Below are 24,605 nucleotides of genomic sequence, written 5' to 3'. Positions count from 1 at the left end.
TAGCATGGCATCTCCGATTATCGATTCACATCACCACTTCTGGGATCCGGCAAGTGGTGGCGACTATGGGTGGTTGAGTGGCCCCTTCGAACCGCTCAACCGCAAGTTCGAGCCCGGCGATCTCCGGCCGGCTCTGCAAGCCAACGGTGTGTTCGGAACCATCCTTGTGCAGACCTGGAATGATCTCGATGAGACCTGGGATTTCATCAACATGGCATCAAACACCGATTTTGTTGCCGGCGTGGTTGGCTGGGTCGATCTGACCGATCCGCATGTGGCGGATACGCTTGCGGAACTCCAGCAAAGCCCGAACGGAAAGTGGCTGGTTGGTATACGGCATTTGATCCAGACAGAATCCGATCCGGACTGGCTTTTACGCGATGATGTACGCAGGGGTCTTCAGGCCGTACAGGATGCGGGTCTGGTCTACGACCTCGTTCCCAATCTTCCCCAACTCCCGTCGGCGATCGAGACGACAGAAACTTTTCCCGAGTTACGCTTTGTTCTCGATCACATTTCCAAGCCGAACATCAAAAACCGCGAGTACCATGAGTGGGCCGAACTCATGCAAGGCTTCCGCAGCGAGCGGCGCCATGTCTGGTGCAAACTGTCAGGCATGATCACCGAAGCCGATTGGCAGAATTGGACGCCCGGCGATCTGAGGCCCTATGTTGACCATGTCCTTGAAATCTTTGGTCCCGACCGTTGCATGTTCGGCACGGATTGGCCGGTTTGTCTGGTTGCAGGCGGCTATGATGATGTTATCGGTGCGTTGCGTGAATGTCTGCCGGATTTGACAGTGCAACAACGCGAACAGATTTTCGGCGGCTCGGCCATCGAGGCATATAAGCTACCGGGCTTACAATCATGAGCCTTGAACCAATCGGGAAGAGCCTCATTGGGTTCGCGTCACGGCTCGGTTTTGGCGCGAGCGGTATCGGTACGCTCTACCGCGACGTGCCGGAAGCGCAAGCGCAGGAGGTGCTGCACAGCGCCTACGATGCTGGATTTCGATATTTTGATACGGCTCCGCTTTATGGCCATGGCCTCAGCGAATTGCGGCTTGGCCAGTTTCTCCGCACAGTGCCGCGCCAAAGTTTCACGGTTTCGACCAAGGTCGGGCGTTATCTCGTGCCGCCTCGCGGCGAAGATGTCGACCACGGAATTTGGGCGTCGCCACTGCGCCTGAAACCGGTATTCGACTACAGCTACCAAGGGACAATGCGGTCACTCGAACAATCGGCCAATCGCCTCGGTTTCTCCGAGTTCGATCTCGTTTATATCCACGATGTCGATCGCTACACGCATGGAGACATCTTCGAACGACGCTTCGATGAGGCAGTCGACGGATGTTACCGCGCACTCGATGATTTGCGTAGGGCGGGTCACATAAGGGCGGTTGGTGTTGGCGTTAATGAAAGCGATATCGCAACGCGCTTCCTGCAAAATGCCACCCTTGATGCCGTTATGATCGCCGGGCGTTATACCTTGCTCGATCAAAGCGCGGCGGATGACCTTCTTCCACTCGCGGCAAGCAAAGGCGTCGAGATCGTGGTGGCCGGGGTTTTCAACTCTGGAATACTGGCCTCGGGCCCTACTTCCGCCAACGTCACCTATGACTATAAGGCGCCACCCGCCGCCGTTATGGAGAAAGCCCAGCGCCTCGCGGCCTTGTGCGAAAAGCACAACATACCCCTGCAGGCTGCCGCGCTGCAATTTCCGTTCCGCCACTCATCCGTTTCAGTTGCCGTCATTGGTATGAGCCATAAGGAACGGGTCGATCAAAATGTCCGTTGGCTCGAATGGCCAATTTCGACGTCTTTCTGGGATGATGCCGCGCAGTCGAATCTCATCGCAGCGTAGCTTTGCGCTCGGTGTCAAACCTGACGGCACTCGCTCGATCAATGCCATCGCTTTCCCGCCGACCTTCCCGATATATGCTTCGAAGTTGCATAACGTCTCATCCGGAACTGCTTCCATTCCCTGTCCGAACCATACGCTGCGCAGCCTCGCACTCAAGCATTAGCGACGAGCCTGCGCATTCGACTGTCAAATCTGTGGGACGATGCTCACATTGACATTGCCCAAGTTGGGTAAGGGCGTCTTGCCTCAAAAATTGCTTCAGCATGCACGGACTGGGTCGGTTCTGCTTGAGCAAGTGGTAATGCACAACAGCATCCGCCAAATTCGACGGGCAATACGGGGCGTTACCTTTGCGATGGCGCTAAAGAATGTCAGCGGAGATCCAGCTTTGGCACTAGCGCCGTGACCACTAACGATTTGTTAACCACACAAAGTGAGGAAGACCCTGGTTAACTGCAGCGTGACATCAAGGCGACATTTTCAAGGCCAACAGTTGCTGTTGCCTGTCCGCTAATACCAGGATGGATAGATGCCGGATCGCGTATGCGCTCTACGATGCTGCTCCAATAAGAGTTCCCTAATGTCTGCCGCCGAGACCGGTTTGCCGAAGAGGTATCCTTGACCGAACTGACAACCGAGCTCGCTCAGTTGGCGCACCTGCTCAAGAGATTCGATACCCTCTGCAATCACACGCATGTCTAACCGGTTCGCCATGTCCATGATAGCTGCGACAATGACTGAACTTGCTTTTCCATTGGCCAAAGCCCCCACGAAGGACCGATCGATTTTGATGACATCAACCGGGAAGCTTATCAGATGGGTAAGGGAAGCGTATCCCGTGCCGAAATCATCAAGTGCAACAAGCAGTCCTTTATCGCGGAGCCGCTTTACCGCTTTGGCCACGAACTGGTCGCTGCCGCCCATAAATACAGACTCGTTAACCTCAAGCACAATGTGCTTGAGCGGAACGTCTTGCTTTGCGAAGCATGCCTCGATCTTCGCCTGGAGATTTCCGTATTGAAAATCCCCGGTCGTCACGTTGATCCCGACGTGCTCCACGGGGATACCGAGATCCAACCATTCGCGAATGTCGGATGCAACCTGGTTCAGCATTTTCTCAGTAACACGCGAGGCTATCTTGGTATCGGAGAACGCAGCAGCAAAATCGCCTGCAGGGGATACGCCGCCTTGTAGATCAGTCATGCGGACCAAAGCTTCCAGGCCGACAACTTCTGATGACGCCAGCTGCGCGATTGGTTGGTAATATGCCGTTATGCGGCCCTCTGCCAATGCAGCGTCCACATTGCGGATTGCGCGGATACGGTCGATGATCGAGGTGCGAAGCTCGGGACGAAATTGAACATAGCCTCCCCGGTCTGTCTCCTTTGCGTGATAAAGCGCAAAATCCGCATTCTGCCGCAACATATTTGCTTCAACGCCATCGGCTCCGAACAGGGCTCCGCCGATGGTGACGCTGGGAAAAAGTGTGTCCAATCCGGCAGTTACGGGACCACTGGTTCTATGAAGAATGCCTTGAGCAGCGCCAGCCAGACCCTCTGCAGTTGTGACACCATCAATGATGACTGCAAATTCGTCCCCGCCCAGCCGGAACGCTGTCTCTCCTGGACGGTCCTTGCCAATCATGTTGGCCACACTTTTGATCACGAAGTCGCCCAACAGGTGTCCCATAGTATCATTGACAGATTTCAAGTGATCGATATCTACCAGAAGTAGCCCGAAAGCGGCTTGGTCATGAACCCGCCGGCAAAGCATTTCATCAAAGCGGGTTCGATTGGATAGCCCGGTCAGCGCGTCAAAATAAGCGAGCTTATAATCGCGCGCCTGCACCTGTTCATGCTCAATGGCGATTGCGCACAGATGAACACAGGTCTGGACGATTCGCCTCTCCAGTTCATCAGGTGTCCGGACTGTTTTGTAATAGAAAGCAAATGTACCCACCACGCGTCCATCGCGCGACTTTATAGGAGTAGACCAGCAGGCTCGAAGTCCAAGTGGCAGCGCCAGAGCTTTGAAATCAGCCCAGAGCGGATCGGATTCTATGTCAGAAACGATGACGGGTTCGCCTCGGTAAGCCGCAGTTCCGCACGACCCGACCGTGGGGCCGGCTTCGATTCCGTCGAGTGCCTCAGAGTAGGCGTCAGGCAGGCTTGGCCCAGCCAGCGGGTGAAGCTTTTGGTCCGGGTCAACTGTAAGCACTGAACATACAATGGTTGGAACCAGATTCTCGATCCTGCGACACAGCAAATCGGCAATGTCGCGCAGTGGATCACCAGAGGTCACAGCTTCCAGAATTTCATTCTGGATATGGAGCAGGAGATCACTGACGCCAGGCTTCATACAGATTTCCACATTGAAGGGATTTTCGCACCGGTCGTGCAATACTACTTGTCATCCGTAAAGATAACATGAGCAGACGATTGTTGTTCACTTAACTTCAGTCCTCCATCAAGTGTGGTCTGCAATGGAGAAGCGCAAGCAGCAGGTCGTATCCACCGAGGACTAATTCTGCCTGTCACGGCGGAGGGGCTGGCGGGAATCATGTGCTTGCACACCCCCTAGAGGGCTGGCCTTCTCCCCAGCCACCGCCAAACTCGCGGCGCGAAGTGGACATGATGCAGACAGCCATTGCGCATACAAAAAGAAAAAAATAAATAAAAATCTGTAAGCCGATTTTGCTAATAAATCCCATTCGCAAAACGCTGGAAACGGGAGTAAATTTGCCCGTGCCGGTTGTGATGGCTAGCCAAATTCTACAACCCGCTTTCTGGGAGAGGATTGGGGGCGACGTGCCCTCTCTTCTCCCTCTTTGTGTCAAGCGGAAGGGAACAGTGATTGGACCGGACCGCCCTAACGGGAGACACTTCTTTTGCTGCCTTGAAACCCACTACCCCGGGGGCCCTATAGGGCAGCACCCCAAAGGCCGGAGCAGACTACGCACCCCCAAGGTGTTGTGTCGCCCGGCCCTTTTTTGGCCGGTACAAATGTCTGTGATTGAAGCCTCAGGCTGAAAAACAGGTGTATTATGTCGATAGCTGACCGGCAATTTCGCCCTCAATCAAATTGCTGGTCAGGACCTAGCCGGAAGCGCCCGAAACTGCACTCCATCCTCAGTCCCCCCTGAAACGTGAGTGCTTCGTCTTCCGGCTTTCTTTGTCGGAAATAACTTTTTCCAGCGATTACCCCGATCCGCGAACAGCAGTATTTTTCCCTCGTGTTGCGAACCACATTTTTCTGGAGACTACGTTCGCAATCCGCCTATCCGACTTCTCATCTTGGCAAGTCCTCCGTGTCACCTGCACCCGATGCAAGCACGCCGTCCTGCTCGACCCCAAGACCCTCTATCGCGCTGCGAACAGCCCGGCGTCCATGAGCCTAAAGGAAATCGAAGCGAAGCCAACATTTTCCCTTGTTCGCTTGACATGCCAACAAAATGTTCCTAAAGTGGTCACCAGTAACCACCTCAAATTGTGGACCAAGGACGGATGAAATCTATCAATCTCAAAGAAGCTAAGGCAGGGTTCAGCGCGATCATCGACGCGGCTGAACATGGTTTGCCGACGACGATCACGAAACATGGTCGGCCAGCCGCGATCATCGTTCCGATCGCCGACGCTGCGCGCATCTATCCTGTCGACCGTCCGTCATTCGGGGAATTCCTGTTATCCTTTCCCGGGGGCGGAATTGAGTTCGAACGGAATCCGTCTCCAAGCCGTGAGATTGACCTGTGAGCGGCTTCCTGTTCGATACGTCGATACTGTCCGTCTTTGGGCCTGCAAGGCCGAATGCGGCCCCTGTGGAGGCAAAGTTGGCTCAATGGGTACGGAACAACACAAACCGCTTGTATGTGCCTGTAATCGCAATCCTAGAGATCGAGCGCGGCGCATCTAAACTCGATCGCGCTGGCGGGCATGCTCGAGCTCAAGAAATCATGCGCTGGCTTGAACAGATGATTGAGGGATTCGGAGAGCGCGTCCTTGCCGTCGACGCTGCCGTTGCACGAGCAGCAGGAAGCATCGAAGACGCCGCAAACGCCAAGGGCAGGAATCCCGGCCTTGCCGATTGCATTATTGCCGCGATCGGGAAAACCCATGATCTTATCTTGCTGACGGCCAATACCAGGCACTTCGAACCGTTGCCCGTCCGTTTCATCAACCCTTTAATCGATCCCCTGCCCTAGTTCATAGACCTCGGCATGGTCCGCCGCTTCACGGATTCCTTTGAATGAGGTGTGTCTCAGTTTTCCGTCGTGCGTCCAAGCTCCATAGGTCACTTCCGCAACCAAGCCCAGTTCGACGAACACATATTTCTTGCCTTGATGCCCGAGGCCAATGGGTTTTCGATACGGATACTATCGAGCTGGGCTTTAAGATCACGTGCTAGTTTCGCTGAGAAGCCCGTTCCGACGTGCCCAACATAAACCAGCCCATCGCCCTGACGGGCCGCCAGCCATTGCTGGGTTCTGTCGCACTTTCAGCAGAGCCGATCGTCACCAAGGTTCAGGTCTACAAGAACGTTGCGAAAAAATCGGTGGCCGATCACACTATAGAGCAGCTCAAGATCCCCGAGGGGAAAGCCAAATGTGGCTGCACTGGTGACCGCGGTCGGCGGCGAACGTAAGCATCGCCGAAAAGGCAACGCCGGCTAAAAGTGTTGGTTTCATTTCTATTGTCCCCTAGTGCGAACTAGCACCGGGTCCGACAATGAAGCGCGATAACTGCGAGGGCCTACAGTTGTTTTCAATCGCTATTTTAGCGAACCCGGTTCAAACTGTGACCACGGAGCCTCATCGCGCCGCGTCTTTATGGGCTTATTTTCCGAATGTTCTCGATCTGTGCTTGGAAAATCGCATAAGGGCTCAAGTGGAACAGTGCTCGGTCTTATTTAAAGGCGCTTACCTTAGTTTCTCCACTATTTAAGTGAAGGCCGTCTTGCCTAAATAGTGGCGAGAAACGATACTTGGTACATGTCATATGGCGATAATATTTCCTGGAACAAACTCGGTCCTTGCAGGTTGGGAAGAGTGTCGGCGGAGCAAAACCTGCCGGACACGGTCTTCGTCCGTGAGGCGCAGCGTCGGTACAAATCCCAGTCAGAACACCTGTTGAAGGAAATCCCATGGTCTTGACGTTAGTGAGCCCTGCATTTGCTGATGGCGATGCTATTCCCCCAAAATATACCCGCATCCACGAAAATCTGTTTCCACCATTGAAATGGAGCGGTGTTCCTGATGGGACACGCAGTTTTGCACTCGTCGTTGAAGATGCCGATGCACCGAGTGGGATTTTCCGGCATTGTGGAATATTTAACATTCGGCCGACACTGTATGGATTGCCTGAAAGTGCGGATACTGTGCCGGGCCAGGCGCCGCGTTTTTCGGAGAACGATTTCGGCAATGCGCGTTATGACGGACCGCAACCACCCAAAGATCATGGAGTGCACCACTATCATTTTCGCTTGGCGGCACTCGATGTCCCGAATCGTTCTGTGCCTAGCTCTGCAGGTGCTGGGCTGATGTGGAATGCAGCAAAAAGACACATACTTGCGCAAGCGACGCTGACCGGAACGTTTGAGATGTAGAAACCGAAACCATGACAGGGGCAGCATTTCGGCTGAGAAAATTTCAGTTCTCTCGCGTTGCTGATTGGTTCGTCCCCGTTTGCCCTGTTGTCGCGACATTGCCGGGATTCAAACGTATCCGCGGCAATGCCTGCGGATATTCGCGCTGGATGAAGTCGATCAGCTTTTCGCGAACCTCGCAACGCAGATCAAATGTTCGGCCGGAATTCGTCGCGGATACAAGGATACGGATTTCCATCACGTTTTCCTTGAAATCGGTGACGGCGACGTTGGCGACACGGTGATCCCAGAGCGTCGAAGCGGCGAGAATCTCCTCCACTTTGCTGCGAAGGGCTGGGACGGGAACACTGTAATCAAGATAGATCATCACCGTGCCGATCAGTGAGGCGCTCTCGCGGGTCCAGTTCTGGAACGGGTTCTCGATGAAGTAGCTGAGCGGAAGAATGAGGCGCCGCCAGTCCCAGATTTTGACAACGACATAGGTTGAGGTGATCTCCTCGACATTGCCCCACTCGCCCTCAACCAACAGCGCGTCATCGATCCGGATCGGTTGCGTAATCGCGAGCTGGATGCCCGCGAAAAGATTCTTCAAGACCGGTTGAAGTGCCAAGCCAACCACAATACCGGCTGCACCGGCAGATGCCAGGAGACTAACGCCATATTGCCGGACCGCATCAAATGTCATCAATGCGGCGGCGACCGCGATCATTATGATCAACAGGTCGATGATTCGCCCGATGATCCGCGATTGCGTCACATGCTTGCGCGCCAGCAGATTGTCTTCGGCATCAAGTTTGAAGCGCCTCAGATAGACCGTCGTCCAGATATGCGCAGCCGACTTCACCATCCAGGCAATCAATGCGATAAAACAGATGAGCAGACCATGACGAAGTACCGAGGCTTGCAGATCGGTCAGCGGCGCAAGTGATACGGCCAAGGAGAGTGCCGCCACCACAATCGCGAAGCGGGCAGGGCGCTCGGTTCTGGAGACCAGTGAGCGCCAGAACAAACCCCAGGCGGCAACGATACGGGTAAGCAGGTTGTAAAGAGCGTGATGCACGGCCCAGCCTATGCCAGCCGCGCCGGCGATGAGGGCAAGGCTGATGATCCAGTCCGGCAACCATGCCACCTGTTCTTCGAGATGGATCATAAAATCTCTCATGCCGTCAAAGTAGAGTGCAGTGCGGGATAATGAAAGAGTATCCAAAGCGCCGTTACAAGTCACACGCTCGCAGCATCCGCGTTGGATGGATAACTAGGGCGAATAGACAGCTAAGTAGCTGGCTTGAAGCGCAGGCTCGGTCCTCGATTGACCGGACAACTGGCAATTGTTGCGACAGGGCTTCATGCAAGCTGGGCTAGACGCTTCAGGGCACCGACATTTTGCCTTTCGTCTCATTCACAGATTCGCCAAGTGTATCGGCAACGACTGCTCCGCGCTTTCCCATCGGAAGCGGCTGTCCGGTCGTACTACCAATCGCGGTTTGATGCTCCAGTTCCGCGTTCAACTCAGCGCCGAGGATGAGGATGATCACCGAGATCCATATCCATACCATCAGACCTGCGACCGCGCCCAAAGCGCCGTAAGTGGCGTTGTAGTCGGCAAAATTGGCGAGATAGAATGGCACGCCAACACGGACATTTCGTTCAGCGGCGGTATCCTCGACGGTCGCGGGCGGAGCGACGGGGCGACCTGGGTCGACGGTCTCGCTGGCATGCTCGGCAAGTATGCGATCACCGACAAGGTGTATTTCACCGGCTGGGGTCTGGTTGGCGGCGGCGGTGCCGATCTCGACTGGGATGTCGCCGATGACGCGGCTTGGCGCCCTGCTGGCAGCGCTGCCGGTGTTGCTGACCACGCCGGGGTATGCTCATGAGATTCGGCCCGCCTATCTCGACATGCGCGAAACCGCTCCGGACGAGTTCGCCGTCGTCTGGAAGGTACCTGCGCAGGGCGACATGCGTCTCGGCCTCTATGCAAGTCTGCCGAAGCCGTGCATCGAGAAAGCCGAACCGGCGAGGTCGATCGTGGACCGAGCTTATCTGGAGCGAAGGACTGTCGCCTGTTCAGGGGGATTGAGGGGCGGAGAGATCGGCATCAACGGCCTCAAGTCGACCATGACCGAAGCGCTCGTCCGGATCGAATACGAGAACGGCGACACGGAGGTCGTGCGCCTCGTGCCGGACGCGCCCTCCTTCGTCGTAGCGGGCGCACAGACCAGCCTCGAAGTAGCGCAGACCTACTCCTCGCTGGGTGTCGATCATATACTGTCGGGTCTCGATCACCTGCTCTTCGTGCTTGCGCTCATGCTACTCATTCGAGACCGCGGGATGCTGGTCAAGACGATCACGGCCTTTTCCGCAGCAATCCGGACATGAATGCCTATCAGATCAAGCGGACGCTGACCGAGGGCGATATTCCGCTCACCGACAAGCGGGTGACGTTGATTGGTCTTGATGCTTACAGCGAAGCGGGCGGAGGGTTCTATCAGGACCTCTTCAGTGACGGCGAAGTGGCCTACCTGACCGACGCGGCATTGCTCGACCGGCTGTTTGACGAGAAGCTGCAGAAGCTGATCGAGGACGTAAAGGCCGAGGGCTGGCAAGGCGTTGAAATCGACAATGACTACTACACACTTAATTCCCGCTATCCCAACCGCATCTATCCGAAGCCCCGCGCGTTGACGGAGTCGGAAGAAGACGAATTATCCACCCTCAGGCAAGAATATGACGGCCTCGTTGCTCGCCATAACGACGAGCCGAACAATGCCGAGTTCGGTGTGCGGATGGATGAAATCGACGAACGGGTCGCAGAGCTTTCCGTGGAGGAATTTGATCCGGCAGAAGCTGCCGAGGCCTTTGCCGTCATCACCATGGAGTATAACGGCGAGGTCAAGGTCCGGCGCGGCCTCATGAAGAAACCAAGGAAAACAGGCGGCAAGGCTGCGCTGGCACCGGCCACCGATCTGGACGGGCATCCAAAAGTTTCCGAAAAGCTTGGGACGGAACTCGCGGCGATCCGCACCACAATGATTGCAGCCGACCTTGCAAGCAATCCGCAAGTAGCCCTTGCCGCCACCGTTCACGCCATGGCAACCAAATTGTTCTATTCGACATATTTCGCTACCAGCTTGGAGATCAAGACCGACAGGGCCACACCGGAAGATCACATTTGTGGAGTCGTGGCGCTATTTTCTGGAAATGCAACAGACGCAGTTGCTGGAGCATCTGGCTCTGTTTTCGGCACTTTCGCTCAAGGCCTACTCGACCAGCCGCGACCAGCCTTATCATGCCGATCAACTGGCCACTGCCCTCGGCACCGATCCGGCTAGCCACGTCACCTTGAACGACCTTGGCTATTTCAATCGCACCGCGAAGAAGCACATTCTCTCGGTTGTCGCAGCCTTCAATGGCAATGACAAGGCGGAAAATCTTGCCACGATGAAGAAAGGTCCCCTGGCCGAACGCGCCACCGCCGACCTCAACGGCGCATGGCTTCCCATTGGCCTCAAGCAGTCGTGCGATCCGGCCTACAAGCTGATGCAGGACATGGACGATGTGGACTTTGACGATCAGGACGTGGACCCCGAAAACGTTGACAAGGGTGAATAAACGATCAGCGGCGGTCAAGTCTTCCCCTTGACCCGCAGGCACCGGATTCGCCACGGCGGTTCCGGTGCCGTTTTGATTGACCAATCCATTCCGGATAACCGCAGCAGAGTGATGCAAGAGTTTATTTATTGTATCACTTTAATTTTGGCAAACATCTATTAAATGTGATACAAATAATCATGCAGATCACGTGGGATGAAAACAAGCGCATTCGGAATCTGGAGAAACACGGCTACGATTTTGCCGATCTCGACATGGAGTTTTTCGCAGCATCGACCGTTCTGCCCAGCAAGCGCAACCGCATGATGGCAATCGGTGTCCTGCGCAACAATGTGATTGCAGTTGTCTTCGCCCGCTTGGGAAGGGAAGGCTTGTCGGTGATTTCCATGCGCGCCGCCAGTCAGAAGGAAAGGAGATTCTATGACCACCAAACCTCGTATTAAACCCTTGACTACTGCCGAAGAAGCCAAGGTCCAGAGACAGATTGCCAGCGATCCGGACGCGCCCGAAGCGACCGACGAGGAGCTGGCGCAGGCCAAGCCGTTTGCCGAAGCCTTCCCCGACCTGATGGAAAGCATCAAGCGGGCGAGGGGACGGCCCAGCGTCGAGAAACCACGGCAGCAAGTCTCCCTGAGACTGGACCCCGATGTTATCAAGGCATTCAAATCGACAGGAAAAGGATGGCAGGGCCGGGTGAATGAGGCCCTGCGCAAGGCTGCTGGACTGTAGAGAACTGCGACCCGCTTAACCCTGGTTTTCAGCGCGGTCTTTGTCCTGGCCGTGGCATCGAGCCCCGGTCAGGACAACGTCCCCAGCTCATGGCTGGCTTCCGTTTCCGGGCAATGCATTCAGCGTCTGACCCGAATCCAAACGCCGGATCCTCACCGTGCGGCCATGATCGCGCTATCGAAGCGCTTTCATGGCCTTTGCGGGCGGAGAGTCGGCCCCACTGTTTGTCGCCGATCCAGCGCAAGAAGCCATACGCCAGTGGTTTAGCCTGCCTTTGAACTGTACTTGCTGGAAATAGTCATTCATCAGTTATTATCTGCTTGCTCCGGTGCTCTGGTCCAGCGCTCGCCAAGCATTGTGATGTGGATTCGAAAATGTTGGCGCTCTCGATGTCGGTGTGTGGCTATCGTGCGTGCCAATCACCGGGTCACACCGCTTCCCGATTCCGTACTGGTGGAAGGTGATGTGCTTGTACTGGAGGGTAACCCGCATGCGCTCGACGCCATCGTGACGGCTGGAAAGTTGAAACTGTCGCATGACCGGTCACCCTGGATATCGAGCGATCGGCGGAAATCGAGGCGATTGAAGCGGTCATCGGCAAGCACTCACCGCTGATCGATATGTCAGCGCAGCGCCTTGCAATGTTCGATCGATACAACGTCAATCTGCTTGCCGTCAGCCGCCATGGTGAAAGGATCAAGGAGCGCTTGGGCGAGATCACCTTCCGGTTCGGCGACGTCGTCGTGCTGCAGGGGCAGAGCAGAGTACTGCCGACATTGCTGCGTGAGTTCGGCTGTCTGCCACTGGCAAAAAGGCCATCATGCTGGGCAGTGTCAGGCGCGGGCTTATTCCTCTCGTCATTCTGTTTGCCGCGATGGGATCGACCGCGTTCGGGCTGTTGCCGGTGTCGATAGCCTTCTTTGCCGGTGCGGTCGCGATGGTGCTATTCCGTGCGATTCCGCTCGGCGAAGTTTATACAGCAATCGATGGCCCGATACTGATGATGCTTGCAACGCTTATACCTGTCAGCGACGCCCTGAGGACGTCGGGTGGCACCGAACTGATCGCACATTGGTTAACCCAAGTGGCGCATCAACTGCCTCCGTTCGGGGCACTGACGCTTATCCTGGTGGCCGCGATGGCCGTCACACCATTCCTGAACAATGCCGCAACGGTGCTTGTGATGGCGCCAATTGCAACCAGCTTTGCCGGCACCCTCGGCTTTAAACCGGAGGCCTTTTTGATGGCGGTGGCCATTGGCGCCGGTTGTGATTTCCTGACACCCATCGGCCACCAGTGCAACACGCTGGTTATGGGTCCGGGCGGCTACAGATTCAGCGACTATCCTCGGCTAGGCTTGCCACTTTCGGTGATCATCGTGCTAACGGCAGTGCGGCATTGCTGGTCTTCTGGCCGCTTCATTGAAGGACCAGCACAAGACTGGATATCGCTCGAAGCATCGTGCCTTTACTTGAGGAAGAACTTTGATTGAACAATAATTGATGCCTTGGCTACGGAACCAGCTTTTGGCGGTATGAACTTTTTGAAGGTCGCATAAGGTCTCGTCTGGAACCTCACCTCTGAAAACTGCATTAACTGGGTCTGCGGTTCGAGATCTTTTCAAGGCGGTAAAACCGCGTTACATATTTGAAACGCAGTTCGAGGGGCTCCGAGCGCTCGTCGGCGTCGCGCAGGATCGTTTTGCCCTCCATCCAACCGTGCTGGAGCTGGAGATCCAGGAATTGGCGCAGACCGGTGCTGCTTGGTCGGCGAGCGGCGTTCATCGGCGGTCCAGCAGTCTCGCCACCGCCTCGCGGACAAGGGCGGGGACGCTTTCGGCATCATCATCCAGATAGGCACTTTCCAGCAGGCCGTCAGAAAGCGCGACGAGGAGGGAAGCGGTGACGGAAGGAGCGGGATCGCCGTCCTCCGCGAGAAAGTTCTCGAGGCTGTTGTGATACCAAACGCGGCGCGCGTTGATCGCCTGCCGCACAGGGCTGGCTGGATCCGGATATTCGGCCGCCGCGTTGAGGAACGGACACCCCCGCCAGCCTCCCGCGGTCACAGCCTCGCTGATACGCCCCATGATCGCCGAGATCATTTTCCGGGGCGGTTGCTTCGGAAGCGCGGCCACTGCCGTCCGCCCGAGCCGGTCTATCTCCTCGAGATAGGCGACGACGAGGTCATCCTTGGACGGAAAGTGCTTGTAGAACGTCGCCTTGGCCACGCCGGCTTCAGCGATGATGCGGTCGATGCCGACAGCGTGGATGCCTCCCTGGTAAAAGAGCCTGGTCGCGGTGTCGAGCAAACGGCGACGCGCGGAACCTGTTTCGGAAGGGCTGCGAGAAGTTTTCTGATCCATCGCTTGACTATAACAGACAGGTCTGTATACTACAAGAAGTAGACAGACCGGTCTGTGTAGGAGGGTATTATGAAAACCGGCAAAACATCTGAAATCGTTCACCGGTTCAATCATGCCTTTGAGGAGCACAATCCCGAGCTCCTCGATGACATCATCGGCCAGAACTGCGTCATGGAGTCGATCCAGCCGGCACCGGATGGCACGCGGTACGAGGGCTACGATGTGAATCTCGCATTCTGGCGGGCCATGGCGGCCGACCGCGCGAACCGCTTCGAGTCGGAAGACATCTTCGTGATGGGCGACCGTGCCAACATCCGCTGGCGCTTCCATTTCGGCGACGGCGGTTCGCTGCGCGGGGTCAGTCTGATCCGTGTCCGTGACGGTCGGATCGTCGAAGCCCTGGCCTATGCCAAAACAGCCGGTCAGTCGGCGCCCTTGCCTGAGTAGTTTGTGGCAAGAACGACAAGACAAACGAGAGTCGCAATCATCGTCGTTTTTCTTTGTTCAACCGGAGCCTGGTTCATCATCGGCCACACGCAGGGGATCGACGGCGGCTCCATCGCTCTATGAGGTGAGAAATGACCATTGACAGCAAAGTTACCCGCGAAATCGTGGAACGCTTCCACCACGCATTTGAGAAGCATCGCCCCGAAGACCTTGATGATCTCATCGGCGACGGCTGTGTTCTCGAAAATACAGTGCCGGCCCCGGATGGAGCGCGCTACGAAGGACGTGAAGCTTGCCTCACCTTCTGGAGGGGGGTCGCGTCGTCCGCCAACCTTGTCTTCAAAGCTGAGGAAATCTCCGCGATGGGCGACCGCGGGATCATCCGCTGGCAGCTTCGCTGGAGCGAGCGCGAAGCGGACCAGGTTCGAGGCGTCAACATCATGCGCGTCCGCGAAGGAAAGATCGTCGAGGGTCTGGGCTACGTGAAGGGGGGCTGACGTTCCGATCGAGAACCGGCGATCCTCGCGGGTCGCTATCCCGGACCATGCACGGCGGCGCGGCGCCGGAAACAGGGCGCCAGCCCAAAGGAGGAGCAGACCCATGATCATCATAGCAGGCTACACCCGCACCGATGCCAACAAGCGGGACAGCACCGTAGAAGCCTACCTACAGCAAAGACAACCCGAAATGAGGGCGCTTGCGATCCGTTGACCGATTCCGATCGCATAACCATCGTTATGGAACTAAGTACTTGATCTAATTGAATTTCTACGTGTTAAACTAGATGACAAGCGGCACTCTCTTTCAGTTCGCTTCGTGGAGTTCGCTCCGCAGCTTAACCATTTCCCGTTGCGCTCTCCTGCATCCACGCCGGTATATCACGTTGCGCATGAAGGACGCGCCATACATCGACGTGATGCTCGCTCTCGATATAAAATACGAGATAAGGATAGTTCGTAAGCTGTCTGAACCGCAAACCCGGAAGATTCAATTCGTAGGAATAGCGTAACGAGCCACTTGCGGGATAAGCGGAAATCAGCCGATAGACCCGTTCAAGGGAGTCAATGAATTGAAGCGCAATCCCTTGTCCGGCTGTGGTAAGGTAGTAATCAACCGCGCCTTCAATATCCCACCGTGCTTTTTCGCGTGCGATAATTGGTTTGGAGGTCACTTTGGTTGCTGGCCGCTAGCCCGATTGCGTAGGCCTGCAAAGTAGGAATCATCTGCCGGCGCGCTCGGCAACGACTCCGCTCCGTCGAGCAAAAGCTGGCGCAAATGCAATCGATCCTGATCTTTACGGATCAACTCACGCACATACTCACTGCTTGTACCGTAGCCACGGCCTGTCACCTGCTCATCGACGAAGCTTTTGAGAGCGTCAGGGAGAGAAATGTTCATTGTTGTCATTCAAGCACTTTATCAATTTGGCAAAATTTGGCAAGATGTGGCTAGCGTCCATGTTCCAAGATTATTGCACTCACAAGTCGTTCGCTTCCAGCCCGATCATTTGGGATGCACGTTCGAATTTTTCGCGGTCGATGGTTTGAACAGCAATTTTGCCAGCTTCGCGTAGGAAATTTGCAAAGAGTGCTTGCTTTTTCATATCAACATTGCTGGTGGTTGCGGCGGCCGAGAGCGCGGCGAGATTGATAGGTTTCAGCGCTGGAGCCGACGCTGCCGATGTTTTTGGCTTGTCTCGCGTGCCTATGGCAGGTCGAGTCTGGACAAGCCGAGCAGAAGCTATCCCCCCTGTCCGCGCAGCGAAGACAGCGCCACGCCGATGGGATGGAACCACTCCTTCGGATTGCTGTTGCGTGAAATGACGGACAGGCGAGATGATGGTATTGTCAGGCAAACGCAATTTAGCGCCTTTTACCGAAGTATCTTTTGCAACGGTTCCCGTCGTTCCTTTAAATGTAGGGATGGGCTTCCATGCCCGTTTCGTCAATTCGGAGTCAGCAAAATAGAAATTGCGGGTTCCATAGATGGCATGCGATCCGCGCGGCAGGATGATGCATTTGTTACGGCTCATCGTGCGAATTTCATCAGGCCGCATCAGCGGCCGCATGATTTCCTTAACATGCACGGTTCGCGCATGATGCATGTCGAACATCGTGGCCTGGGTCTTGCTCACATCCTTTTGTTTTTCCGTCCGTTCGCCCAGCGTGTCGGAGATGTAATTCAGGTCTTCAGCATCTTGCGCGCCGAAGAAAACCTGGACACGTGCCGAGTTGACGAGGTCTTGCGGCCCTCTTCCCGATAGATGGTATCGACGGATTTCAGCGATTGCACAAAAAACCATGTCGGCACACCGTAGCCGCCGAGGATCGTCGCGGCTTCCATGATGTTTTCGAGCTTGCCGAGGTTCTGAAACTCGTCAAGCGGTGTTGTCATATTGATTTTTCGTCAACGGTTCTGCGTTAGCGTTTCGGATGAGCCAGACGGCCCTAACGTATAAGAACCATCGTTTTCCCATCGAGATTGTCGCCCGCGCAATCTGGCTCTACTTTCGTTTCAACGTCAGCCTGCGCGAAGTCGAAGAGATGATGCGCGAGCGCGGCGTTGTCGTCTCTTATGAGACGATCCGTCGGTGGTGCCGCAAACACGGCGCTGACTACACGCGTCGTTTACACCGAAAGCCGCCTTCGCAAAATGATATCTGGCATCTCGATGAGCTTGTTGTGCGAATCAACGGCAGGAAATGCTGGCTCTGGCGTGCAATTGATCAGGACGGATACGTTCTGGATGAAATCGTGCAAATGCGCCGGAACACCAAGGCTGCCAGGCGCCTGTTAATCCGTCTGCTGAAGAAGCAGGGCATGGCTCCCAAGCGCATGATCACCGACAAGCTGCGCTCATATGGAGCGGCAAAGCGCCAGGTCATGCCGCATGTCGAGCACCGGTCTCACAAGGGGCTGAACAACCGTGCGGAGAATTCTCATCTGCCGTTTCGAAAACGGGAGCGAACACGGCAAGGGTTTCGGTCCATCGGGTCCCTTACAGCAATTTCTGTCAATCTTCTCCGCTGTCCGTAACCTCTTCATTCCAATCCGTGCAAACCGATGCGCTTCACAAATTCGCACCCGTCGCCGCAAGGCTATGGCTGAGTGGAATACAGTAGCGCATCAATTCGCCTGAGAACCGGAGCGGTGCCCTTTCGCGCCTTAACTCAAACAATGTGACAACACCGCAGGATGTTCAAACTGGTGAAAATCGTCAAATCACAATCGGGGCTCTCCACCGAGGATTACGTGAACGACGCGGGCGGACGTACGTGGGAGGGCTTATCGCTAAGAACCTTTCAGCCAGCGCTGTGCTTTGGACCGGCGGGCTCCGGGCGCGGTGTCGACGATATACGGGCGCGCAGGCCGGCTGACGTACGGATGGCTTATCGGGTAGGGCGGGCAGGACCGAGTTTACCGTTACGCCGCTCCTCTTCGTCGACGCTTCGACGCCGCGATATGGCGAGCTGAGCCGTTTTCGTCATGCCGTAGTGGATCATTTCCGGGGGAACAAGGAGACCGGATTCGCTGGCGATGAAGATGATCCGCCCCCAATTTCGTTCCAGCATAGTCGGAAAATATTGACGAGCGAGACGCGCGCCGCTGAGCATGGTTACTTCGAAGAATTTTAGCCAATCAGCGTCGGTGATTTCGGTGAAGGGTTTGGATTCGCAAATGCTGAGATTATTGACGAGGATATCCACGGTCGGGACTTCGCGGTGCAGAATGGCAGCCCCTTCGGTGGTCGCAGCATCAGCAAGCACCGCGCGGATGCCTGACGCAACGTTGGAAGGCGTCGCAGAGATGACGATTTTTGCTGCTTCCTCCAGCTTGCCTGCGATCGGCCGACAATGACGACATTCGCCCCTTCTGCAGCCAGCCGCTTGGCGATTGCACGCCCGATTCCCGCCGTAGATCCAGTTACGAGGGCTGTCTTGCCTGTCAATTTCAGGTCAATGGGGAGGCGTCTCCTAAATTGAGGATTTTCTCGCAAATGTGGTCATCATCGACGGCGGTTCGAATAACGTGCCTTACAGCGTGGTGACTCGCAATCATCAACCCAAAAACATTGATGGCTAAATCGCGGGGAAAGCAAGATGCTAGCTTTCGCCAGCGTCACCTTTACGTTTGCCGGGGCGCAAAAGATGCTCCGATGGGTGACGAGAAATGGCGGAACGAACCCACGATCCAACCGTTCAGCTCAGCGAAGTAAGTCAGGAGGAAAGGCGATGGGTATCGAGCAAGCTCCAACAGAAAAAGGCAAGCAGGCCGCGCGCGGATTGAGAAAGAGCGCCGCAGCCGATGAGAAGAAGGTCGAAGCGCAAAAAGGTTCTGACCTTGCCAAGGGTGCAGATCGCTTTGAGGAACGTTCGAAAAGCTCCGACGGCAAGAGCGCGGGAAAAAAGCAGGGGCTTTGATAGGCGAGTCCCAACTTTACTAATTCGGGCGCACGAGCTGATTGCCGAGACGGTCGGATGATTGAAGTCGAAGTCCCGCGATTCTGGTGGAGATGAGTGGATGCTGAAGGCTGTTGGTGCAATTTTGGTGATTGCTGGCGTGCTCTATTCGGCTTGGGCAGCGCTCAGTCGTTGCAGGCTGAGCCGGCTGCCTCAATCATCAGACAATCAAAACTCACCCCCTTGGACCCTCGCGGGCAGGGGGCGGGCTAACGTTCCCCGGATTTACAAAGAAACACTCCGGGGTAGTTCTGATTGTCGTTGGCGGCATCATCCTGCTTTATGCTGACTGATGCCCATCGGTCCTTAATGTCTACCGTTGGGACCCGAGGGAAAGTCTATCGGTGACAAGCCCTGCATGACGCGGACCTTGTTTGCAGTCGTCACGGAAAGATTGGTCCACAGGTCGCTATTGATCCAGCGCCGTCCCTTAAGTCATCGTCGATATCGTTGGCACCCTCCATTTCCTCCACGATCCGATCAAGCGTCTGTGCGCCTTGCTCCAGGACGCGGTAAAAGCCGGGTAGCCTGGGCAACGCTCAAATTAGGGATTTGCAGAGTTTGTTTCAGGTCGTCCGCGATCTGGTTCGCGAACTCCGCCTGCTCTTGCAGTGTTGATATCCAATCGATGGTCATGATTTCCCGAGACCAGTTGCGCAGGGCCGGACATGCCGAGCTCGTTTGAGAGTACAATCCGAATACCGAGACGAGATCCGCAAAGGGGTCAACGCGACTTTGTCCGCGTACCCTCGATGCTCCGACGATACCATTCCATTTTAAGCGCTTGTCAAATCGAGGTGATGGCAAGATGCAACAGGTATCGAAGAATCCAGGCCGGACCTGTATAGTATGGCAACAGGGTCACGGGGCAACTCAAACGCCGTCTGCCATGGGAGGGAGCGCAATGGAATTGTTCAGCCTTGACGGGCAAGTGGCCATGGTCACGGGCTCCGGCAGCGGGATTGGCCAAGCCATAGCCATCGGGTTGGCCGAGGCCGGAGCGGACGTTGGCTGTTTTGGTCATTTGTCCAACGGCGGCTTGGACCAAACAGCAGAGAGAATTCGCGCTCTTGGCCGCCGAGCCCTAACGCTCGAAGGCTCGGTGACGAAGGCAAGCGATTTAACGGGAGCGGTCGACCTGATTGAAAGCCAGCTTGGCCCCTTGACGGTTGCGATCAATAACGCAGGTGTCGGTGCTGGGGGCGACGCCGAGACGCTTCCATTGGACCACTGGCAAAGAGTGTACGATATTAACGTGACGGGGGTTTTTCTGTCCTGCCAGGCGCAAGCACGCGTCATGCTTCCCCGCAAGAAAGGTTCCATTATCAACATTGCCTCCATGTCCGGATCGATCGTCAATCGCGATCTGAAACAGGCCGACTACAATTCGTCTAAGGCGGCGGTAATTCACCTGTCGAAAAGCTTGGCCATGGAATGGGTCGACCGCGGCATTCGTGTCAATTCGATCAGTCCGGGCTACACGTTGACTCCGATGAACCGCCGGCCGGAAGTCGCCGATCAGGTCAAAGTGTTCGAGCGGGACACACCTATGGGCCGCCTGGCCGCACCCGAAGAGATGGTCGGCCCCGCGATATTCCTTTCAAGCCGGGCCTCGTCGTTCGTCACTGGCGTCGATCTCGTCGTGGACGGCGGCTTCACGTGTTGGTAGCTGCGGACCATGGCCGTCGACATACATTTTGTGTCGGATGGCGGTTATTTTTCCAGTAGAGGTCGGTCTGTCCTTGAATCTGATTGATTCGGGCCTTTGGTTGCCAAACGAGACGAATTCGCTTTTGTCCCTGACCCTCCATCCATGCACGGCGAACAAATCAGGCAGCGCGAGCCTTTCGACTTTTTTCCACAAGGTACGATCGGCTATCTTACCGGAGACGCGCCATGACGGGCAAATCATTCCTGGTCATGCGGTCGCCTACGATCAAGAAACGGGGTTTGGCCTCGTGCAGGCGCTTGGGCCGCTTGCCGTATCGGCGGTGGACTTCGGCGACGCGCCCGAAGCCAAGGTAGGAGATCCCGTTGTGCTTGCGGACGGGATCGGTCAGTTCGTCCGAGCGAACATCGTCGCCAAACAGGAATTTGCCGGCTATGGTAGTACGTACTGGATGAAGCGATCTTCATCGCGCCGGCTCATCCTTCCTGGGGAGGGGCTGCACTGTTTGGCTCGGATGCATCGGCTCGCTTCACTTGCAAATGAGCAAAAATGGAGAGGTTGCGGACATCAATATGATCGTACCGATCAATTTGTTGCCGGAGCGATCGGCGCGTATTATGGCGACTTTCCGCAGCTGACTGACCATGGGGTACTAGAATTGATGTCGTCGGCGCGTTCGGTGTGAGCCGCTCGCGAGGAGAAGGATCATGGACTCGCTACGCCATCAGGCATCATCCTCGTTTCAATGAACGGAAATATTTATTTTGTGCTTTTGGACTAATACAACAGCGAAAACTGCCTCCACCTTTTTTACGTATCAGGTAGCGAACGGCACCGGGGGCATATTCCCGGCGCACGCCGGTGACGGTTTTTACAAAGGAGATTGGCATGAACGAAGACGCCCTTAATACCTCGCTGCGCAAGTTCCTCAAAGAGGTCGGCGTCACCTCCCAGCGCGAGATCGAAAAGACTGTCCGCGAGGCGATAGCCGATGGCCGGCTGAACGGGAGCGAGACTCTATCCGCCAAGGTTGTGCTCACCATAGACAAGGTCGGACTCACCCACACCATCGACGGGATGGTCAATCTTCAATAACGGCTGCGCTCAATCGCAACCAGTTGGTGCCTCTTTCCGTGCCGTCGACTGTTCATTGCTAGCGGTGAAATTGTAGACAGCTGGGACCAAGATTTTAATATTCGGCACGTCTATATACCGTCGGTTTATCGCCGTGACATATTTTAAAAGAAATGCGCTTACACAAGAGCCAATTGGAAGGCCTTGGGATCGGTATGCGCGCAACTGAAGTCTGGCCTGTTGGGTGGACGAAAAGGCAAAGGTCCGACGCCGCGGTAACCATAACGACGCCGGACCCCGTGTCACAGAGCTCCACACTCTCCAACCAGTCGTGAACCTTGCAAAGCTGGGAAGGTTCCAAAAAGTAGGTAAGTTTAGGCTGCAGCCACGCTCGGGATTTCGCAGTCCGTCCTCAGTCACCTCATCACGGGGCTTGAAAGCGCCTTGGTGCGAGGGTGCTCACCCGCAATACCGCGATGCTGTCCGGTTCATTTTCACGGCCTCCATCTGCGTTCTCAACGACAGCGTCCAAGATTGAGCCTAGCGGCCACTAACGATATGGTTGCTGCGAACCAATACGTATCAAACGACCTCCTCCAGAACATCAAGGAGAATATTTGATGCCGTGGAAACTGGATGAAACCGTCGAAACATCCGCGGGCACCGTCGCGGCGGGTCGACTTGGTAACGGGGCCGCACTTGTGCTCGCCCATGGCTGGCCGTGGTCTTCATTCTCATGGCATCGGCTAATTCCGGATCTTGCAAAGAGGTACCACGTTCATTGGTACGATATGCCAGGATACGGGAGATCCGAGAAAGGTGCGGAGCACCGCACATCGCTAGACGTGCAAGGACAGGTCTTTACCGAAATGCTTGGGTATTGGGACCTTAAGGAGCCGATCGTCGTTGCCCATGACATGGGCGGAGCGACGACGCTGCGAGCGCACTTGCTGCATGACTGCGACTTCGACAAGTTTGTTCTTGTGAACGTCGTCGCGATGCGTCCTTGGGGATCGGAGTTCTTCGATCACGTTCGCCACTATGTAGATGCATTTCTGGGGTTGCCGCCGCACATCCATCAGGCGATCGTGCGGGCTTACATCCAAGGGGCGATAGTTAATAACATCGATGGCGATGATTTCGAGAAACTTATCGAGCCGTGGCTTTCCGAAGAGGGGCAAGAAAGCTTCTATCGGCAATTCGCGCAAGCCGACGAAAAATACACTGCCGACGTCGAGCCGATGTTCAGGGATATTAGGTGCCCGGTAAAGATCATTTGGGGCGCGGACGATCCATGGATACCGTTGGAGCGAGGCAAAGCGCTTCATGCACTGATCCCGCGGGCCTCGTTTGAAGCCTTGCATGGAGTCGGCCACGTACCCCAGCTCGAAGCCCCGCATCTTGTTTTGCAGCAGCTGAACTCATTTCTGTCATAGGACGGCAAGGGCAGATGAAGGGATAGACGAATACGTGAGGGAGAGGCCCGTCGAAGTCTAGAAACTTGTCCCGAATCCACATTAAGTCTCGTTCGCTCTGTTGATCCAACGGCAACTCCGGGTCGACGCCCGCGTGCACAAATGCGAATTTCCGGTCGACTATCATCCTATCGGCATTTTGCAGAACTTCCAGATGGCCGGCATACTCCTCGCGAAAGTACGCAGCCATGTCTTCCAAAGCTCGGAATCCTTTCGACAATAACCTCATTCTTGCCTTTACACAAAATTCCCGATGCTCGGAGCGTCCGACTCGTGCCGGATTGGATCATCGACCGCGGAAAGATAAAAATTCATTTTGCCCGCGAATTCCGGCTTGAATTCCTCGATCTTGAGCTCGACAACGACGAAACAGCGCAACCGCAAATGATAAAACAGGAGATCGAGATAGTAGTCCTGGCCACCAACTTCAATGTGATGCTGGCTACCCACGAATGCAAAACCTTTACCGAGTTCAAGAATTAAAGAGCGCAAATGCTCAAGTAGGCCTTTCTCTAGCTCCCGCTCGGACATTGCTGGGCCGAGGCCGAGAAATCGAAGCTGTAGGGATCTTTGATTAATTCTTGGGCCAAGTCAGATTGTGGTGCAGGTAGTGTCCGCGCGAAGTTGGTCAGTGCTTTGCCTTGTCGTCGATAAAGGCCGCTTTCGATCTGATGTGCGAGGACGTTGCGGCTCCAGCCGTGTTCTACTGCTTGGCGGGCATACCAAAGCCGCTCTTCAGGACTCTTCAAAGCCTCAATGAGTTTGACGTTATGGCCCCAAGGCAATTGTGCAACAAGTTGTTGCACGATCTCCTCGTCGGGAAATGCCTCCGCAAAGGCACGCATATATTCGAGGTTTCGAGGCGAAAGGCCCGTCATCTCAGGAAAATCGCGACGAAGATCCGCAGCGAGCCGATCGATCACACGGGCCCGCCATCCCTCGCTGGTCTGTCGGGCCAATATCTCGCGGCCGATGCTCCAATAGAGAAAGATAAGTTCTCGGTTGACAGCGACGGCCGCCTTCAGGCGAGCTGTTCGGATCCTATCCTTGAGCTCGGCAAGGAGCGAGGCATAATCGTCACCATCAGATGAAGGAACAGGCGTAGTTATATATAGGTCCTTAGCAGGTCGAGGTAGAAAAAGCTTCCTTGAAGCCTAGGGCCATTTGCGTTTATCAAACAGCATCGTGTCAAGATCGTAGACATTTTCGCTGCAATTAAAAATGCCTGATAATTACCTCTTATCGGCATTTTCAAACGAACGGTTTCTTGCACATTCTTGATTGAACAAGCTTCCGCAGATCGTAATTTTCTACTGC

22 protein-coding genes and 8 pseudogenes are annotated in these 24,605 nt (G+C 55.4%); 20 read left to right on the top strand and 10 right to left on the bottom strand.

The annotated features are described in order from the left end of the window. The first annotated feature begins 4 nt into the window (after positions 1–4). Both N8E88_RS11795 and N8E88_RS11790 read left to right on the top strand, forming a co-directional pair. Complete coding sequence (locus tag N8E88_RS11795; protein ID WP_262291889.1) at positions 5–871, top strand: amidohydrolase family protein; 867 nt, start codon at positions 5–7, stop codon at positions 869–871. Then, positions 868–1,863 carry an aldo/keto reductase gene (locus N8E88_RS11790; RefSeq protein ID WP_262291888.1) on the top strand — a complete coding sequence of 332 codons (996 nt, stop codon included), beginning with the start codon at positions 868–870 and terminating at the stop codon, positions 1,861–1,863. Before N8E88_RS11795 ends, N8E88_RS11790 begins: the two co-directional genes overlap by 4 nt. A 510-nt stretch (positions 1,864–2,373) precedes the next feature. Here N8E88_RS11790 and N8E88_RS11785 read toward each other — a convergent pair. Next, positions 2,374–4,221 carry a putative bifunctional diguanylate cyclase/phosphodiesterase gene (locus N8E88_RS11785; RefSeq protein WP_262291887.1) on the bottom strand — a complete coding sequence of 616 codons (1,848 nt, stop codon included), beginning with the start codon at positions 4,219–4,221 and terminating at the stop codon, positions 2,374–2,376. A gap of 1,145 nt (positions 4,222–5,366) precedes the next feature. Here N8E88_RS11785 and N8E88_RS11780 point away from each other — a divergent pair. Next, positions 5,367–5,612 carry a type II toxin-antitoxin system Phd/YefM family antitoxin gene (locus N8E88_RS11780; protein ID WP_114433072.1) on the top strand — a complete coding sequence of 82 codons (246 nt, stop codon included), beginning with the start codon at positions 5,367–5,369 and terminating at the stop codon, positions 5,610–5,612. Further along, positions 5,609–6,061: a PIN domain-containing protein gene (locus N8E88_RS11775; RefSeq protein ID WP_315975222.1), complete on the top strand. Its 453-nt coding sequence runs from the start codon at positions 5,609–5,611 to the stop codon at positions 6,059–6,061. Before N8E88_RS11780 ends, N8E88_RS11775 begins: the two co-directional genes overlap by 4 nt. Here the strand turns inward: N8E88_RS11775 and N8E88_RS31830 are convergent. Then, a pseudogene (locus N8E88_RS31830) lies at positions 6,041–6,306 on the bottom strand (ATP-dependent DNA ligase). The gene N8E88_RS11775 and the pseudogene N8E88_RS31830 overlap by 21 nt on opposite strands. Here N8E88_RS31830 and N8E88_RS11770 point away from each other — a divergent pair. After that, on the top strand, positions 6,289–6,501 hold the full coding sequence (locus tag N8E88_RS11770; protein ID WP_262291886.1) for a hypothetical protein: 213 nt from the start codon (positions 6,289–6,291) through the stop codon (positions 6,499–6,501). The pseudogene N8E88_RS31830 and the gene N8E88_RS11770 overlap by 18 nt on opposite strands. Before the next feature lie 498 nt (positions 6,502–6,999). Then, positions 7,000–7,461 (top strand): YbhB/YbcL family Raf kinase inhibitor-like protein, encoded by a 462-nt coding sequence (locus N8E88_RS11765; protein WP_262291885.1) that lies wholly within the window; start codon positions 7,000–7,002, stop codon positions 7,459–7,461. 43 nt (positions 7,462–7,504) lie between these two features. On the opposite strand, the gene N8E88_RS11760 is transcribed toward N8E88_RS11765, so the two are convergent. Next, positions 7,505–8,611 carry a mechanosensitive ion channel family protein gene (locus N8E88_RS11760; protein ID WP_262291884.1) on the bottom strand — a complete coding sequence of 369 codons (1,107 nt, stop codon included), beginning with the start codon at positions 8,609–8,611 and terminating at the stop codon, positions 7,505–7,507. Between the two features lie 217 nt (positions 8,612–8,828). Further along, positions 8,829–9,086 (bottom strand): annotated as a pseudogene (locus N8E88_RS11755) (YihY/virulence factor BrkB family protein); the annotation flags it as partial. 184 nt (positions 9,087–9,270) lie between these two features. On the opposite strand from N8E88_RS11755, the gene N8E88_RS11750 reads away from it, so the two are divergent. The 6 genes and pseudogenes from N8E88_RS11750 to N8E88_RS11725 all read left to right on the top strand — a co-directional run. Continuing rightward, complete coding sequence (locus tag N8E88_RS11750; RefSeq protein ID WP_262291883.1) at positions 9,271–9,840, top strand: HupE/UreJ family protein; 570 nt, start codon at positions 9,271–9,273, stop codon at positions 9,838–9,840. Next, positions 9,837–10,793: a hypothetical protein gene (locus tag N8E88_RS11745; RefSeq protein ID WP_262291882.1), complete on the top strand. Its 957-nt coding sequence runs from the start codon at positions 9,837–9,839 to the stop codon at positions 10,791–10,793. Before N8E88_RS11750 ends, N8E88_RS11745 begins: the two co-directional genes overlap by 4 nt. A gap of 10 nt (positions 10,794–10,803) precedes the next feature. Then, positions 10,804–11,073: a hypothetical protein gene (locus N8E88_RS11740; RefSeq protein ID WP_262291881.1), complete on the top strand. Its 270-nt coding sequence runs from the start codon at positions 10,804–10,806 to the stop codon at positions 11,071–11,073. A gap of 179 nt (positions 11,074–11,252) precedes the next feature. Next, on the top strand, positions 11,253–11,516 hold the full coding sequence (locus tag N8E88_RS11735) for a BrnT family toxin (RefSeq protein ID WP_262291880.1): 264 nt from the start codon (positions 11,253–11,255) through the stop codon (positions 11,514–11,516). Continuing rightward, positions 11,494–11,802 carry a BrnA antitoxin family protein gene (locus N8E88_RS11730; RefSeq protein WP_262291879.1) on the top strand — a complete coding sequence of 103 codons (309 nt, stop codon included), beginning with the start codon at positions 11,494–11,496 and terminating at the stop codon, positions 11,800–11,802. Before N8E88_RS11735 ends, N8E88_RS11730 begins: the two co-directional genes overlap by 23 nt. Positions 11,803–12,222: 420 nt before the next feature. Then, positions 12,223–13,227, top strand: a pseudogene (locus N8E88_RS11725) (SLC13 family permease); the annotation flags it as partial. Between the two features lie 355 nt (positions 13,228–13,582). Here the strand turns inward: N8E88_RS11725 and N8E88_RS11720 are convergent. Then, the gene (locus N8E88_RS11720; protein ID WP_262291878.1) at positions 13,583–14,164 is read right to left on the bottom strand and encodes a TetR/AcrR family transcriptional regulator; all 582 of its coding nucleotides are present in this window, start codon (positions 14,162–14,164) and stop codon (positions 13,583–13,585) included. A 69-nt stretch (positions 14,165–14,233) separates the two neighbouring features. Here N8E88_RS11720 and N8E88_RS11715 point away from each other — a divergent pair, with 69 nt between their 5' ends. Further along, on the top strand, positions 14,234–14,611 hold the full coding sequence (locus tag N8E88_RS11715; protein WP_262291877.1) for a nuclear transport factor 2 family protein: 378 nt from the start codon (positions 14,234–14,236) through the stop codon (positions 14,609–14,611). 131 nt (positions 14,612–14,742) lie between these two features. Then, complete coding sequence (locus tag N8E88_RS11710; RefSeq protein ID WP_262291876.1) at positions 14,743–15,108, top strand: nuclear transport factor 2 family protein; 366 nt, start codon at positions 14,743–14,745, stop codon at positions 15,106–15,108. Between the two features lie 338 nt (positions 15,109–15,446). On the opposite strand, the gene N8E88_RS11705 is transcribed toward N8E88_RS11710, so the two are convergent. The 3 genes and pseudogenes from N8E88_RS11705 to N8E88_RS11695 all read right to left on the bottom strand — a co-directional run bounded on the left by N8E88_RS11705 (position 15,447) and on the right by N8E88_RS11695 (position 16,954). Beyond that, entirely contained in the window at positions 15,447–15,782 is a 336-nt protein-coding gene (locus N8E88_RS11705; protein WP_262291875.1) for a type II toxin-antitoxin system RelE/ParE family toxin, read from the bottom strand. Then, positions 15,779–16,018 carry a ribbon-helix-helix domain-containing protein gene (locus tag N8E88_RS11700; protein WP_262291874.1) on the bottom strand — a complete coding sequence of 80 codons (240 nt, stop codon included), beginning with the start codon at positions 16,016–16,018 and terminating at the stop codon, positions 15,779–15,781. The genes N8E88_RS11705 and N8E88_RS11700 overlap by 4 nt, the downstream gene beginning before the upstream one ends. Before the next feature lie 70 nt (positions 16,019–16,088). Beyond that, positions 16,089–16,954, bottom strand: a pseudogene (locus N8E88_RS11695) (type IV secretory system conjugative DNA transfer family protein). 89 nt (positions 16,955–17,043) lie between these two features. Between N8E88_RS11695 and N8E88_RS11690 the strand changes: the two are divergent. Further along, positions 17,044–17,749 (top strand): annotated as a pseudogene (locus tag N8E88_RS11690) (IS6 family transposase). Between the two features lie 264 nt (positions 17,750–18,013). Here N8E88_RS11690 and N8E88_RS11685 read toward each other — a convergent pair. Further along, positions 18,014–18,571, bottom strand: a pseudogene (locus N8E88_RS11685) (SDR family NAD(P)-dependent oxidoreductase); the annotation flags it as partial. A gap of 271 nt (positions 18,572–18,842) precedes the next feature. Between N8E88_RS11685 and N8E88_RS11680 the strand changes: the two are divergent. The 5 genes and pseudogenes from N8E88_RS11680 to N8E88_RS11660 all read left to right on the top strand — a co-directional run bounded on the left by N8E88_RS11680 (position 18,843) and on the right by N8E88_RS11660 (position 23,249). Beyond that, complete coding sequence (locus tag N8E88_RS11680) at positions 18,843–19,031, top strand: hypothetical protein (RefSeq protein WP_262291873.1); 189 nt, start codon at positions 18,843–18,845, stop codon at positions 19,029–19,031. Between the two features lie 943 nt (positions 19,032–19,974). Beyond that, positions 19,975–20,739, top strand: a complete 765-nt coding sequence (locus N8E88_RS11675; RefSeq protein ID WP_262291872.1) for an SDR family oxidoreductase — start codon at positions 19,975–19,977, stop codon at positions 20,737–20,739. A 220-nt stretch (positions 20,740–20,959) separates the two neighbouring features. Further along, positions 20,960–21,338, top strand: a pseudogene (locus N8E88_RS11670) (signal protein PDZ); the annotation flags it as partial. Between the two features lie 289 nt (positions 21,339–21,627). Beyond that, positions 21,628–21,834, top strand: coding sequence for a DUF6494 family protein (locus tag N8E88_RS11665; protein WP_262291871.1), 207 nt, complete (start codon positions 21,628–21,630; stop codon positions 21,832–21,834). A gap of 599 nt (positions 21,835–22,433) precedes the next feature. Continuing rightward, positions 22,434–23,249, top strand: a complete 816-nt coding sequence (locus tag N8E88_RS11660; protein WP_262291870.1) for an alpha/beta fold hydrolase — start codon at positions 22,434–22,436, stop codon at positions 23,247–23,249. Between the two features lie 251 nt (positions 23,250–23,500). Here the strand turns inward: N8E88_RS11660 and N8E88_RS11655 are convergent. Next, positions 23,501–24,397, bottom strand: a pseudogene (locus N8E88_RS11655) (YhcG family protein); the annotation flags it as partial. Positions 24,398–24,605 lie beyond the last annotated feature (208 nt).

It is taken from the genome of Phyllobacterium zundukense, from assembly GCF_025452195.1.
GTDB lineage: Bacteria > Pseudomonadota > Alphaproteobacteria > Rhizobiales > Rhizobiaceae > Phyllobacterium > Phyllobacterium zundukense_A.
This window is presented reverse-complemented; position numbering and strand designations above follow the sequence as displayed.

Bases quoted from the DNA above. Each gene is read 5' to 3' on its own strand.
- N8E88_RS11790 (WP_262291888.1), top strand. From the start codon at position 868: ATGAGCCTTGAACCAATCGGGAAGAGCCTCATTGGGTTCGCGTCACGG.
- N8E88_RS11735 (WP_262291880.1), top strand. From the start codon at position 11,253: ATGCAGATCACGTGGGATGAAAACAAGCGCATTCGGAATCTGGAGAAA.
- N8E88_RS11680 (WP_262291873.1), top strand. From the start codon at position 18,843: ATGGGTATCGAGCAAGCTCCAACAGAAAAAGGCAAGCAGGCCGCGCGC.
- N8E88_RS11660 (WP_262291870.1), top strand. From the start codon at position 22,434: ATGCCGTGGAAACTGGATGAAACCGTCGAAACATCCGCGGGCACCGTC.
- N8E88_RS11785 (WP_262291887.1), bottom strand. From the start codon at position 4,221: ATGAAGCCTGGCGTCAGTGATCTCCTGCTCCATATCCAGAATGAAATT.
- N8E88_RS11710 (WP_262291876.1), top strand. From the start codon at position 14,743: ATGACCATTGACAGCAAAGTTACCCGCGAAATCGTGGAACGCTTCCAC.
- N8E88_RS11780 (WP_114433072.1), top strand. From the start codon at position 5,367: ATGAAATCTATCAATCTCAAAGAAGCTAAGGCAGGGTTCAGCGCGATC.
- N8E88_RS11750 (WP_262291883.1), top strand. From the start codon at position 9,271: ATGACGCGGCTTGGCGCCCTGCTGGCAGCGCTGCCGGTGTTGCTGACC.
- N8E88_RS11675 (WP_262291872.1), top strand. From the start codon at position 19,975: ATGGAATTGTTCAGCCTTGACGGGCAAGTGGCCATGGTCACGGGCTCC.
- N8E88_RS11795 (WP_262291889.1), top strand. From the start codon at position 5: ATGGCATCTCCGATTATCGATTCACATCACCACTTCTGGGATCCGGCA.
- N8E88_RS11765 (WP_262291885.1), top strand. From the start codon at position 7,000: ATGGTCTTGACGTTAGTGAGCCCTGCATTTGCTGATGGCGATGCTATT.
- N8E88_RS11730 (WP_262291879.1), top strand. From the start codon at position 11,494: ATGACCACCAAACCTCGTATTAAACCCTTGACTACTGCCGAAGAAGCC.
- N8E88_RS11745 (WP_262291882.1), top strand. From the start codon at position 9,837: ATGAATGCCTATCAGATCAAGCGGACGCTGACCGAGGGCGATATTCCG.
- N8E88_RS11720 (WP_262291878.1), bottom strand. From the start codon at position 14,164: ATGGATCAGAAAACTTCTCGCAGCCCTTCCGAAACAGGTTCCGCGCGT.
- N8E88_RS11760 (WP_262291884.1), bottom strand. From the start codon at position 8,611: ATGATCCATCTCGAAGAACAGGTGGCATGGTTGCCGGACTGGATCATC.
- N8E88_RS11665 (WP_262291871.1), top strand. From the start codon at position 21,628: ATGAACGAAGACGCCCTTAATACCTCGCTGCGCAAGTTCCTCAAAGAG.
- N8E88_RS11700 (WP_262291874.1), bottom strand. From the start codon at position 16,018: ATGACAACAATGAACATTTCTCTCCCTGACGCTCTCAAAAGCTTCGTC.
- N8E88_RS11715 (WP_262291877.1), top strand. From the start codon at position 14,234: ATGAAAACCGGCAAAACATCTGAAATCGTTCACCGGTTCAATCATGCC.